We start from the raw sequence: 12,890 nt of genomic DNA on the forward strand, positions 1-12,890 counted from the left end.
AGGCCTCCGCTGCCGTCCGCGCCCACGCCACCGCTCACACCGTGGCCGTCCTGCCCAGCACCGGCACCACACAGGTCCAGCAGCCCGCCGACACCGGCACCGCCCAGAGCCAGACGACGCCCACCGACGAACCGGATAACGCCACCGGCGAACAGGCCACCATGCAGGCCGCCGGGTCCCAGTGGCAGAGCAGCACCGGCGCCCCCACCGCCGACTACAACCCGGAGGTGGTCCACGGCGCCACCTACACCGCGGTGCGCCCCCCAGCGCTCCATCCCCTGCGGCACCACCACCTCCACGCTCAAGACCGCCATCTCCTACACCACCGTCGGCGAAGCCCACGCAGGCCGCGACGCCACCGCCTCCTTCGACTACAGCAACACCCTCTCCAGCACCTGGTCGGTGATGTACAGCGTCGACGGCAAGGTGTTCAAGGAGAACGGCAAGGTCACCCACGCCAACTCCATGGGCTACTCCACCGGGTTCACCGGCCAGGGCCCCCACTGGGCCAAGCAGTGGCGCGTACCGATCCGCTACGCCGAGACCCTGGCCACCTACCGCTGCGGCGGCATCGTCAAAAGCCTCACCTACAAGATCGCACCCATCGGCTACGAGGTCCCCGCCGGAGGCTCTGTCGGCGACTACGGCAGCGACGTCTCCGCCAAGGACGGCGCAGCCAACTACAACCACGCCCCCGCCAACAGGCGCGCCATCGTCCAGCAGAAGAGCTACTTCCAGCTCAGCAAGGGCGACTCGCTCACCATCGGCTACGGCGCCACCGCCTTCGGGGTGGGGATCAGCCTGGACACCACGTACAACGACAGCCACTACGAGCGAATCACCGCAGGCAGCACCGCGATCGAGCACGACATCTGGGGAGCCAATGGACCGGTCACCAACAACCCCGGCGTCATCTACTCCTACTAGGACCAGTCGAACACGGGCGGCCACAACCGTCCTCACCGTCACCCTCACGATCCTCGCCACCGCCTGTACCACCACGTCCGGACACGGCGGCCCTCCCGAAGGCAGCGCGCTCACCGCCTCGGGGCCAGTGATCCAGGGAGTCCTCGGGATGATCGACGTCAAGGTCGGGGACGTCTACGGATTCTCCTTCCCCCTGCTCACAAACTCATCCAAGAAGCCGGTCTCAGTCACCGGAAGGTTATTCAGAACCCTTCGCGGTGGTCTGAACCGCTGTGGGGTGGCCTGGACCGGTTCGCGCTGGCTGGCGGTGGCGCGGACGTGACCGGTCCCCTCGGCGTAGCGTGCGAGGTGACACCCATCAGCACGAGCGCGCGGGGGGACCGATGCGCTTCCACCGTACAACCGGCCTGAGCCCGCATCAGCTGGACGTCCTGCTTTCCCGTGTGGAGCGGATGATCCCCGACTGGGACAAGCCGACGGGCCGTCCGCACGCGCTGCCGCTGTGGAAGGCGGTGGTCGTGCTCTGCTTCCTCCTGCGACACAACAACGCGCAGGTCCTGGCCGCCGAACTGTTCGAGATCTCCCAGCCCACGGTCTCGCGCTACAGCACCCGGTTACGCCCCGTGGTGCGCGACGCGATCAAGGAGTTGGGGTTCGGGCTCGCCCGGTTACCCCGGGACGAGCCGGTCCTGGTGGACGGGTTCCTCGCCGAGTGCTGGGACTGGAAGGCCGCTGAACAGCTGTTCTCCAAGAAGCACATGCAGTCCGGGCACAACGTCCAGGTCGTCTCGGACACCCGGGGCCGGCTGCGGGAGGCGGGGGCGCCGCTGCCAGGGGCCCGCCACGACGCCTTCGCCTATGTCGCCTCGGGCATCAAAGCGAAGATCCAAAAGTACCGCCACCGGCTTGGCGACAAGGGCTACCAAGGCAGCGACCTGCTCACCCCCTACAAGAAGCCGCCGCACCGCAAGCTGACCGAGGTGGAGAAGGCGAGCAACCGGGCGCACTCCCAGATCCGCTCTGCCGTCGAACGCTGCATCGGCCACCTGGAGAACTGGAAGATCCTCGGCGGCTGCTACCGCAGCCCCCTCGACCGCTTCCCCGAGACACTCGACACCGTCGTCCAACTCGAACTCCTACGGACCTACGAACCCGCCTGACCCAGGATCACGCCAGCGCGAACCTCATGATCGACAGAGTTCTGAATAACCTTCCCGGATTCGCCGTCACCGCGATGCCCAGCGGAGTCAAGGAACTTGGATACCCCGTCTATTCAGAGAAAGACACCGTGCAGTACCGACTGGACTACCAGTTCAGTCCCGTCCAGAAGAGCGACTTGAATCTTGCAAAGTATCCTGACTACTCAGGGAAACCATTCACCATAGAGCCCGGCGCGCAGAGCGACCGGTACGCCATGGTGAAGGTCGAAGTCACCGGGCCCGTCAGCGGTCACATCACCGGCTGCGAGATCGAATACAACCAGGCAGGACAGAGCTTCCACCAACCCGTCCCCTGCGAGTTCGCACTCGACAAAAGCTGAGGAGCCCACGAGCAACGGACCGCCCCGACCACCGCCGAAGCGTGAGCCGCGGTCGGGGCGGCCATGATCGCCTTCACCATCAACGGCAACAACCGAGGCAGCATCGACGACGGCAGCAGACCGCGATCGCCACGGCTCCGGCGGGGTTAGGCACCGGAGGGGATGGCGCGTGTCGCCTGCCGTGCCCCAGCTTGTGCCGTCCGCCGACGGCGACAACTGCACCTTGGGCCAGAGACAGGCTGACCTGAGGTTCAGGCCTTGTCCGCTGGTCCGGCATTTGCCGGATGCCGCGGCGATGGCCCTGTTGCTCTGGCACTGCATCCGCTACCCGACTCGGTCCGCCTGGGTCTACTGCCGCATCGACGGTGCCGCAGATCGCGGCGGAGGTCAGTACGGCGGCGAGAGTCGCCCGGATGTGCCACCTCGCTCACTTCTTGCTTCGGCCACGGTTGCCACGCCTCTGCTGGACTGGGCTTCGGCGCTGTGACGTGCTGCGCTGTCGTAGGGCTGGCCGGCTGCGCCAGTGGGTCGGCGACGCCAGGAAATAATGGTCCGTCAGTATCGGTCGCCCCCTCGAAACCGACGGCGACTGCAGACTTGCCGGTGGCTGAAATACTTCAGAGGTCACGGGCGGCGGCAAATCAGGCATCGTCGTTCACGATGACCTTCGACGAAGAGGTCAGCCCGGGAAATTCGAATCTCCTCTCGGGTCGCTTCAAGTGAGCGCAGAGCAACCCAACGAGGCACCGAGCACCGTAGCGATCCCCGCAACTGCTCCCGCGCTGTGGCGCACCGCATACAGCGACGCTGGCTCATCACACCGACCCACCCGCTGGGATCAAACCCTGTCGCCGAGTCGCTTCCGCATGCCCTGGGCCGCCTCCCACCGCCGCCTCGGACCCTGTTCAGCACAGCGAATGTGTCCATAGGTGGGCACCAACGAATGCCTCCTGGCCTGCATTTCAGCAGGTCAGGAGGCAATCGTTGGTGGAGCTGAGGGGCGGCCGACCACTCTCGGAGGCGTGGGCCCGTCCGCTCCGGACGTATCGCGGCTGCGAGCGCCGAAAGATGCCCATCGGCGGCCTCGCAAGCCTTGGCGGCCGCGCCAACATGCCAATCTCCTGCGCATTTCTGACACCGGGTCAAGATCGCGAATGTTCGAAGGCGGAGTGGCGTGGTTGTGCGCTATCGTCCTTTGTCAACGAACTCAATCGCAAAGTGACCCCGGCGGTGCTACCAACACCCCGGGGCCTGGCACAAGGAGCAGGAACTCCTCATGCACGTCCATCGTAGCCGCCACACGCGCGGTTTCCTCGTCCTGCCCAACTCCCTGCTCCAGGACCGGGGGCTGACCTTCACCGCCCGGGGTCTGCTGGGCGACCTGCTGTCGCGCCCCGACGGGTGGCGCGAGGACGGTCGGCACATGGCCGACACCAGCCCGCAGGGCCGCCTAGCGGTCGCGAAGGCGCTGCGCGAGCTGACCGCCGCCGGGTACTACCGGGTGCTCCGGGTCCGCCAGGCCGACGGAACCTTCGTCAGCGAGGCTCACGTCTACGACACTCCACAGAGGGACCCGCAGGTCGCTCCGACTGCCGTCCTTCCGGGCCCCGGTGGTGCGACAGCCGATCGCTGCGGCGCCAACCCCGCAAAGGACCCGGGGAGAGTACCCACCCTCCCCGCACCCCGGCGTGAGACCGGCCAACCGCATTGCCGAGCCCCGCGCGAGGCCGCGAACCAGTCCCCGCCGCCCGACGATGCGTCGCAGCAGGCTGCGGACGCCCTGCTGCGGGTCGTCGGCGCCGAACCGCGCCTGCGCGTGGGGAGCGTCGAGGCCGTGGCCCTCGCACCCCAGGTCACCGCCTGGTTGGAGCGCGGCTGCACCGAACTCGACCTCAGGCATGCCCTGTTGACCGGCCTCCCCGAGCGCGTCCACAGCGCGAGCGCGCTGCTGCGCGACCGACTCGTCCGTAAACTTCCGCCCGTGCCAGCAGAGTTGTCCGCTTCCACGCCCGCGCCCGCGCTCCTGACCGAGTGCCCCACCTGTGGCGATCCGGTGCGACAGGCCGGCATCTGCCGCAGCTGCGCCGGGCTCGGCCCCCGCACCGTCGCGGTCGGCACCGGCGAGGCCGCCACCAGACACGGAGCCGCCCGCGTCCGCGCCGCGCTACGGCTCCGCGGGGTCGCGGTCGGATCCGAGAAGTTCGAGAAGGAGGACGCGCCACGGCTGCGCACCGGGCGGGCGGGCCTGGCGGAGACGGTGAGGTGACCTTCGTCGGCACGTGACCGCCGGCCGGGTCCCGGGCCGGTCAGCCGCCGTGGTGGAGCCGGTAGTGCTGGGCAAGGAGATCGCGTCCGTAGTCGTTGCCGTTGGGGGCCCGCACGATGGTGTGGACATGGAAGCGGGCGGGCTCGGGATTGGCGAGGAAGACACCGGGGTGGTTGTCGTACTCGACCAGGAGCACGGGTGAGTGGATCCGGTAGTAGAAGGCGCACTCGTCGTCGTGGCCGCCGCGCCAGGCGAACCGGGTCTCGTCGAAGTGCTCACGGACCAGCGCCAGGGTGCGCTCGGCCTGTGACGGCGGGAGACGGTCGAGATAGACCCGGACCAGCTCCACCAGACCGTCACGCTGGTCGGCCGGCAGGCTTGCCGCGACGATCCCCTCGGGAGGCAGGACGAGGTTGTCACTGCCCGCGCCGGCGAGCAGCCGGCCGTTCCACGGGCCGGCGAGTTCGGGCGGCAGGTCCTCCGCGCGAAGCGAGGAGCCCATCAGGAACTCGCCCTCCCGGTCGGGGTCCAGGGTGCGGCGGAAGCCCAGGGCGACCTCGGTCTCCTCCTCGAAGACCGTGACTCCCTCGAACCGTCCCGTACCGATCGTCGGCTCGGCTCCGAGGAACACGGGGGCGAGGACCACCTGCCCGCCGACGAAGACGCAGTGCAGGTCCACATGATGACCCATCAGTTGCCATCCCCACGGGGAGCCCCCCGAAGGAGTCCCGAAGACGGTGAACCAGTAGGCGAACTCGGTGAGGGTGTCCCGGTAGTCGTCGATGAGCTCGCCCAGGTGCTCGTTGAGCGCCATCGCCGCTCGCACCTGGGCGTAGCCGGCAGGGCTGAGGCTCGCCTCGACGACGGCGAGCGCGCGGTCGCGGTCACGGTCGGTGAGACGGTCCAGCCGCATGCCCTTCGGGTGCCAGGTCGGGATCGCGTTCGTCCACAGCCGCCATTCCGCGGCATCCATCGGCAGTGCGGCGACCACTCGCTGATGGGGCGTCAGTCCATTGAGGTAGGCCCGGGCGGCCTTGACGGCGGTCTCCGGGGACGCCCCCGCATCGTTGAGGCGGTAGAGGCCCGGGCGCGGGGTGCCGTTCTCGGTGATGCCGACGTAGGGCTCGCGATGACGGCGCAGGGCCGCGGTCAGCTCGAAGGCCGCCTCCGGCGGGATCAGGTCGTCGAACAGATGGGAGTCGACGATCGGCAACGCGCTTCGAGTGGTCGGCAGGGGAAAGTCTTCCGGGCGTGGTCGGCGGGACATGTTTCTCCATTGGCTCGGTGGGGACGGCGAGCATCGACGTTCGGCGGCCGAGATTGGCCTGTGTCCTGTGGTGTTCGCCGCTCAGTGCGGTGACCTGGCGACCGCGGGCAGCTGCCTCCGCGACGATGGCCGCACCGGCACAGCCGGTGCCGCCGGCGCCGCCGATGACGGTGATGCGGGACATGTGGCGCCTCTCCGAGGAGACGTCCTTCCAAGGAGAGGATGGCGTCGAACGACGCACTCCGATTACCGTACGAGTGCAGCTCTCCGACGGGAAGAAGGCACTCTGTGGTAACCACCCGGGCCAAGTCGGTTATCAGCGGCAGCCCTTATCGCGCGGACTGCCCGACTCGCCACATTCTGGATCGCATTGGCGACCGTTGGACGGTGCTCATCGTGGGCGCACTGTGGGACGGCAGTGCCCGTTTCTCGGAGTTGCGCCGACGCATCGAGGGCGTCTCGCAGAAGATGCTCACCCAGACCCTGCGCGGCCTCGAACGGGACGGGCTCGTACACCGAACCGTCCACCCCGAGGTTCCGGTCCGCGTCGAGTACGCGCTCACCGAGGCGGGCCGTACCCTGCGCGAACCACTGCGCGCGCTGGAGGAGTGGTCGATCACGCACCTCGGCGACGTGTCATCGTCGCAGGAGGCCTACGACCGCGCGTCGGCAGGTGTTCGCCGGGGGGAATCCACCGACGGCGTGACGCTCCGTCAGGAGAGGGCCAGGGCCAGGTAGAAGTCCACGCGGTCCTCCAGTCGGGAGAGGTCGCGGCCGGTCAGTTCCTCGATCCGGCCGATGCGGTAGCGCAGGGTGTTGACGTGGACGTGGAGGGCGGCGGCGCAGCGGGTCCAGGAGCCGTCGTAGCGGAGGAACGCCTCCAGGGTGCGGACCAGGTCCGCCTGGTGCTCCAGGTCGTAGCCGATCACCTTGTCCAGCAGCCGTCCCCGGAACGCCCGGCGGACCTCGTCCGGGACGGCGGCGAGCAGCAGCACGTGCGAGGCCAGTTCCTCAGGTCCGGCGATGCAGATCCGGCCGTTGCGGGCGGCGGCGATCCGGCGGGCGTGGCGGGCCTCTTCCAGCGCGCCGCGCAGCCCGCCGGCCGAGGCGGCCGGGGCGCTGGCGCCGAGGGTGAGCCGGCCCTCGGGGCCGAGCGCGGCCTCCAGCGGGGCGAGCAGGCTGCGCAGCCGGTCGGCGCTGGGCTCGTCCTCGGGCAGCTGCGGCAGCAGCAGCACCGCTCCGGAGCCGCCGCCGCCGATCAGCGCCCGGTCGTCGGCGCCGGTCAGCGCCTCGACCAGGGCGGCCCGGACCGCCCCGTCGGGCAGGCCGACGCTCTCGGCGGAGACCACCACCCAGGACTCCGGGAACTCGGCCCCGCCGAGCGCCATGGCCAGCGAGGCGTCCAGGGCGCGGCGCAGCTCCTCCGGCGGGGCGTCGCGTTCCAGCAGGGTGAAGACCTCGTCGGCGAGCAGGCTGCGGAGCCGGCGGCTCTGGTCGCGGCGGGCGCGCTCGGCGCCGGCCAGCCTGGCCACGTTCTCGGCGAGCTGGCGGCGCTTGGGCGTCCACTCGGTGACGTCGCCCTCGACCACCAGCACCCACTGCGCCAGCAGCGCGGCCTCGGGGCCCTCGGCGACGGCCGGCAGCAGCGAGAACTGGCGCTCGCCCACCCGGGCCCGGACGGCCGGTCCCGGGCCCCGGCGACGGCTGTCGAGATGGGCCCGGACCAGCTGGTCGCGCTCGGCGCCGCCGAGCCGATCCGGCGGTCCGGCGACCACCCGACCGCTGGGGGTGAGCACCCAGCAGTCCAGGTCGAGGTCGCCGCCGAGCAGTTCCAGCACCGCGTCCAGGCCGGCCCCGCCGCTGGCGGAGACCAGCGCCCGGTGCCGGTCGACCAGCGCGGACAGGTCGGCGGCGCGGTCGGCCGAGACCTGGCGCACCACGAACTCGGTGAGCTCGGCGAAGGCCACGTCCTCGGCGACCGCGAACAGCGGCATCCGGTGCCGTTCGCAGGCCGCGACCAGGTCCTCGGGGACGGGGCCGACCTCCGCCTCCCCCGCCGCGAGGCCGACCGCCCCGGCGCCGGCCAGGACCCGGACGAAGCGCTCGGAGTCGTCGGGACCCTTGCGCCAGAGCATGCCGGTGAGCACCAGCTCGCCGCCGTGGAGGTAGCGCCCGGGGTCCTGCAGGTCGGTGGTCATCACGCCGGAGACCACCCGGTCGAGCTCCCCGCGCCCCGCGAGCAGCCGCAGGCCGGGTGCGGCTGGGGCGAGCAGTGCGCCGATCCGCACGGTGGTACCTCCGTCTGCCTGGGGTGGTTGGGCCATTGCGGCGGTTGGGTGTTGCCGCACGTTACCGGACCGCGCCCGCCGGGAGGCAAACCCGGCGGGCACGGTCGGCCGATCAGCGGGTCGGCCGATCAGCCGGTCGGCGATCGGCGGCTCGGCCGATCAGCGGCTCGGCCGGTCGGCGGTCAGCCGGTCAGCCCCCGGCGGGCGAGCAGCGGGGCGATCTCCGGCGCGCGGCCGCGGAACGCGGCGTACGCGGTCATCGAGTCGACGCTGCCGCCCTTGGCAAGCAGCCCCCGGCGGAAGATCTCGCCGCTCTCGCGGACCGGGCGGCCGTTCTCCTGGAACCACTCGACCGTGTCGGCGTCCAGAACCTCCGACCAGATGTACCCGTAGTACCCGGCGGCGTAACCGCCCGCGAAGATGTGGCCGAAGTAACCGGTACGGTAGCGCGGCGGAATCTCGTCCAGCTTCAGGCCCCAGTGCTCCAGCGCCGCCGCCTCGAACGCCTCGGCGTCGCCCGGCTCGGTGCCGGCCGGGAGCACGTGCCAGGCCCAGTCGAGCAGCGCGGCGGCCAGGTACTCGACCGTGCGGAAGCCCTCGCCGAAGTTCTCGGCCTCCTTCATCCGGGTGACCAGCTCGGCCGGCATCGGCTCGCCGGTGACGTGGTGCCGGGCGAAGTTGGCCCGGACCTCGGGCCGGTCCGACCACATCTCGTTGACCTGCGAGGGGTACTCGACGAAGTCGCGCGGCACCTCGGTGCCGGCCACCAGCGGGTAGCGGACGTCGGAGAACAGCCCGTGCAGGGCGTGGCCGAACTCGTGGAACAGGGTGGTGACCTCGTCCCAGGTCATCAGCGCGGGCTCGCCGGCCGGGGGCTTGGCGATGTTGAGGTTGTTGACCACCACCGGCCGCTGGCCGAGCAGGTGCGACTGCTGGACCAGCTCGTTCATCCAGGCGCCGCCGCGCTTGGACTCGCGGGCGTGGAAGTCGCCGACGTAGAGGCCGAGCGGGCTGCCGTCACTGTCGGTGACCTCGAACACCCGGGCGTCCGGGTGGTAGCCGGTGAGGTCGGTGCGCTCGGTGAAGCTGAGCCCGTAGACCTGCCCGGCGGCGAAGAAGACGCCGTCCCGGAGCACCGACTCCAGCTCCAGGTAGGGGCGCATGGCGGAGGCGTCGATGTCGTAGCGGGCCTTGCGGACCTTCTCCGACCAGTACTGCCAGTCGGCGGCCTCGATGGTGTCGACCCCGGCCTCGGCAGCCAGCGCCTCGGCCTCGCGCCGGGCGTTGGCGACGGCGGGCGCGACCAGCCGGCCGAGCATCGCCTCGACCGCGTCGGTGGTGCCGGCGGTCTGGTCGGCCACCTCGTAGGCGGCGTGGCTGGCGAAGCCCAGCAGCGCGGCGCGCTCGGCCCGCAGCACCGCCATCCGGGCGGCGAGCTCGCCGTTGGCCTTGGTGCCGCGCGCCAGCGAGGCGGCCAGCAGCCGGCGGCGGACCGCCGGGTCGTCCAGTGCGGCCAGTTCGGACTGGTTGGAGAAGTTCTTCAGGCTGAGGACGTACTTGCCCTCGTGGCCCAGCGCCCGGCCGTTCTCGGCGGCGGAGGCGATCGCGTCGGGCGAGAGCCCGGCCAGCTCCTCGGCGCTGTCCAGGACCAGGGCGGCGGCGCGGGTGTCGGCGAAGACGTTCTGCTCGAAGGTGGTGGAGTCGGTCGCCAGCTCCGCGTTCAGCTCGCGCAGCCGGTCCTGCTGGGCGGCGTCCAGCCGGGCCCCGGCCCGGACGAAGCGGGCGTGGTAGCGCTCCAGCAGCCGCAGTCCCTCGGCGTCCAGGCCCAGCGCCTCGCGCTGCCGGTACAGCGCGTCGACCCGGGCGAACAGCGCCGGGTCGAGGTGGATCGCATCGCTGTGGGCGGCCAGCCGGGGGCTGATCTCCGCCTCGATGGCCTGGACGCCCGGGGTGGTGTTCGAGGCGGACTGGTTGAAGAACACCAACGACACCCGGCGCAGCAGCGCGCCCGAGCGTTCCAGTGCCTCCAGGGTGTTCTCGAAACCGGCCGGCTCGGGGTCGCCGGCGATGGCGGCGACCTCGGCGAGCTGCTCGGCCATCCCCAGCTCGAAGGCCGGGAGGTAGTGCTCCTCGCGGATGTCCGCGAACGGCGGCAGCTCGAACGGCAGCGTGCTGGGGCTGAGGAAGGGGTTGTCCGTAGTCATCCGCCAGACATTACGCCCAGCGGCGTGCACGGCGCCTCCCGCATTTCTGTTCGTTTCCGCCTCCGGCGGCGGGCCGGGAGGCCATCCTGTTCCCACCCCATCGGCAGCGGCGAAGGACCGGGGACATGGACGAACGACGCACGGACGATTCTGCTGCTCCGAGACGGTGGGCGCTGCCCTGGCCGGTGGCGCTGATCCTGCCCGCGATCCTGGCCGTCGTGCTCGGTGCGATGCTCCTGTGCGAGCCGCAGCGGGCAGCGGGCGCCACCGCCGCCGACGGCAGCGCGAGCCGGCTGATCGCCCCCGGCGAGTGGACCGCGCTCATCGGGGACGACAGCTGGGTGCTCACCGTGCGCGACGAGAGCGGCCCGACCATGTCCGTCCTGGTCGGCCACGACACCGGGCGGCGGATCTGCCCGGTGGTCGACGACATCGGCACCGTCGGCGGCGGCACCTGGATCGACCTCCGCCCCGCCGACGGCGGCACGGCCTCCCCCGCAGCCGACGCGACCGGCTGCGGGCTGCTGGCGGAGACCGTCGACAACGACAACACCGGCCTCATCACCGCCGTGCTGAGCAACGGCGCCACGCTCTCGCTGACCGCCGAGGGCAACTGAGCCGTGCCCGGGCCGCTGCCGACGCGTACCCGACGCGCGCCTGACGCGCGCCTGACGCGTACCTGACCAACGGCAGGGCGCTGACTTGGAGAAACGTACAGCCCCGGCGTCCCGCGCCGGGGCTGCTCTTCATGGCATCAGTGACTGCCTCCTCGGCCCCGCTCGCTTGTCTACTTGCTCACACGCCGGAGAACGCCGGGGGAACAGCCGGGGCACGGGCACCGCCGGACAGGCTCCGCCGACGAATCGAACGACGTACCGAGCGACGTACAGAGCGCGGGCTCCCACCCGGGACGGCCCCCGGGCCGGACATTTGGACCAGCACCAAGTGGACAGCACCGCGAGACATCACACAGAGGAGTCACCGCATGGAGTTCCTGCGGCCCGCCACCTGGGACGAGGCACTCGCAGCCAAGGCCGCGGACCCGTCCGCACTGCCGATCTCCGGCGGCACGGACGTGATGGTCGAGCTGAACTTCGACCGCCACCGCCCGGCCGCCCTGCTCGACCTGAACCGGATCGGCGAGCTCACCACCTGGGAGCGCGGCACCTTCGAGGGGCAGCGCGGCGAGGTGATCCGCCTCGGCGCGGCCGTGCCCTACTCCCGGATCACCGCCGAACTGTCGGACGCGCTGCCCGGCCTGGCCATCGCCGGGAACACCGTCGGCTCCCCGCAGATCCGCAACCGGGGCAGTGTGGGCGGCAACCTCGGCGGGGCCTCCCCGGCCGGTGACGCCCACCCCGCCCTGCTGGCGGCCGGCCGGGACGTCCTGGTCGAGGCCGAGTCCGTGCGCGGCACCCGGCTGATCCCGATCGACGAGTTCTACCTCGGGGTGAAGCGCAACTCGCTCGCCGCCGACGAGCTGATCCGCGCCGTCCGGATCCCGGTCGCCGACGGACCGCAGACCTTCTCCAAGATCGGCACCCGGAACGCCATGGTGATCGCGGTCTGCGCGTTCGGCTTCGCGCTGCACCCGCCGACGGAGCACCGCGCGCTCGGGACGGTCGGCACCGGCATCGGCTCCGCCGCGCCGACCCCGCGCCGCGCCCCCGAGGCCGAGCTCTTCCTCACCGAGGAGCTGGCCGAGCGCGGCCTGTGGCACCGCGGCGGGCTGCTCGGGCCGGCCGTGATCCAGCGCTTCGGCGAACTGGCCGCCGCCGCCGCGTCGCCCATCGACGACGTCCGCGGCAGCGCCGCCTACCGCCGGCACGCGCTCGCGGTGATGGCCCGCCGCACCCTGACCTGGAGCTGGAACGAGTACACGCAGTCCCTGAGGAGCGCAGCATGAGGGTGACCTTCCGAGCCAACGGCCGACAGGTCGAGGCCGACGACGTGTGGGAGGGCGAGAGCCTGCTGTTCATGCTGCGCGAGCGGCTCGGACTGCCCGGCTCCAAGAACGCCTGCGAGCAGGGCGAGTGCGGCTCCTGCACGGTCTACCTGGACGGGGCGACGGTCTGCTCCTGTCTGGTCGCAGCCGGCCAGGTGCAGGGCCGCGAGGTCCGCACCGTCGAGGGCATGGCCGACCCCGACACCGGGCTCGACCCGGTGCAGCAGGCCTTCGTCGACGCCGGGGCCGTCCAGTGCGGCTTCTGCACCCCCGGGCTGCTGATCCAGACCCACGCCCTGCTGGACCGCGACCCGCAGCCCGGCGACAACGACATCCGCGAGGCCCTGTCCGGCAACCTCTGCCGCTGCACCGGCTACGAGAAGATCATGGACGCGGTCCGCCTCGCTTCCGCCCGCCGCTGCGCCACCCCCTCGGAGGCCACCCCGTGACCAC

Annotated in this window: 12 protein-coding genes; 9 read left to right on the plus strand and 3 right to left on the minus strand. The window is 71.1% G+C overall.

The window, feature by feature from the left end:
- Positions 1-402 precede the first annotated feature (402 nt).
- The 5 genes from BS75_RS08055 to BS75_RS44035 all read left to right on the plus strand — a co-directional run bounded on the left by BS75_RS08055 (position 403) and on the right by BS75_RS44035 (position 4,733).
- Positions 403-927: a hypothetical protein gene (locus BS75_RS08055; protein WP_152646372.1), complete on the plus strand. Its 525-nt coding sequence runs from the start codon at positions 403-405 to the stop codon at positions 925-927.
- A gap of 148 nt (positions 928-1,075) precedes the next feature.
- Positions 1,076-1,249: a hypothetical protein gene (locus BS75_RS47940; protein ID WP_156164232.1), complete on the plus strand. Its 174-nt coding sequence runs from the start codon at positions 1,076-1,078 to the stop codon at positions 1,247-1,249.
- Positions 1,250-1,379: 130 nt separating this feature from the next.
- A complete protein-coding gene (locus BS75_RS08060; protein WP_197091913.1) occupies positions 1,380-2,087 on the plus strand; it encodes a transposase family protein in 708 nt (235 codons plus the stop codon).
- Positions 2,088-2,113: 26 nt separating this feature from the next.
- Entirely contained in the window at positions 2,114-2,467 is a 354-nt protein-coding gene (locus BS75_RS08065; RefSeq protein WP_034087722.1) for a hypothetical protein, read from the plus strand.
- A gap of 1,276 nt (positions 2,468-3,743) precedes the next feature.
- Entirely contained in the window at positions 3,744-4,733 is a 990-nt protein-coding gene (locus BS75_RS44035) for a hypothetical protein (protein ID WP_052069276.1), read from the plus strand.
- A 40-nt stretch (positions 4,734-4,773) separates the two neighbouring features.
- Here the strand turns inward: BS75_RS44035 and BS75_RS08075 are convergent, their stop codons facing one another.
- Positions 4,774-5,946, minus strand: a complete 1,173-nt coding sequence (locus tag BS75_RS08075) for a DUF3500 domain-containing protein (protein WP_052069277.1) — start codon at positions 5,944-5,946, stop codon at positions 4,774-4,776.
- 450 nt (positions 5,947-6,396) lie between these two features.
- On the opposite strand from BS75_RS08075, the gene BS75_RS08080 reads away from it, so the two are divergent.
- Positions 6,397-6,738: a winged helix-turn-helix transcriptional regulator gene (locus tag BS75_RS08080; RefSeq protein WP_408022521.1), complete on the plus strand. Its 342-nt coding sequence runs from the start codon at positions 6,397-6,399 to the stop codon at positions 6,736-6,738.
- Here BS75_RS08080 and BS75_RS08085 read toward each other — a convergent pair.
- Both BS75_RS08085 and BS75_RS08090 read right to left on the minus strand, forming a co-directional pair.
- Positions 6,714-8,288: a PucR family transcriptional regulator gene (locus BS75_RS08085; RefSeq protein WP_034087723.1), complete on the minus strand. Its 1,575-nt coding sequence runs from the start codon at positions 8,286-8,288 to the stop codon at positions 6,714-6,716. The two genes, BS75_RS08080 and BS75_RS08085, sit on opposite strands and share 25 nt — an antisense overlap.
- A 182-nt stretch (positions 8,289-8,470) precedes the next feature.
- Positions 8,471-10,492, minus strand: coding sequence for a M3 family metallopeptidase (locus tag BS75_RS08090; RefSeq protein ID WP_034087724.1), 2,022 nt, complete (start codon positions 10,490-10,492; stop codon positions 8,471-8,473).
- Positions 10,493-10,617: 125 nt separating this feature from the next.
- On the opposite strand from BS75_RS08090, the gene BS75_RS08095 reads away from it, so the two are divergent.
- The 3 genes from BS75_RS08095 to BS75_RS08105 all read left to right on the plus strand — a co-directional run bounded on the left by BS75_RS08095 (position 10,618) and on the right by BS75_RS08105 (position 12,886).
- Entirely contained in the window at positions 10,618-11,109 is a 492-nt protein-coding gene (locus tag BS75_RS08095) for a hypothetical protein (protein WP_152646221.1), read from the plus strand.
- A 368-nt stretch (positions 11,110-11,477) separates the two neighbouring features.
- Positions 11,478-12,398, plus strand: a complete 921-nt coding sequence (locus BS75_RS08100; protein WP_034087726.1) for an FAD binding domain-containing protein — start codon at positions 11,478-11,480, stop codon at positions 12,396-12,398.
- Complete coding sequence (locus tag BS75_RS08105; RefSeq protein WP_034087727.1) at positions 12,395-12,886, plus strand: (2Fe-2S)-binding protein; 492 nt, start codon at positions 12,395-12,397, stop codon at positions 12,884-12,886. The genes BS75_RS08100 and BS75_RS08105 overlap by 4 nt, the downstream gene beginning before the upstream one ends.
- Positions 12,887-12,890: the final 4 nt, after the last annotated feature.

The sequence above is a fragment of the Streptacidiphilus albus JL83 genome, from assembly GCF_000744705.1.
GTDB classification, from domain to species: domain Bacteria; phylum Actinomycetota; class Actinomycetes; order Streptomycetales; family Streptomycetaceae; genus Streptacidiphilus; species Streptacidiphilus albus.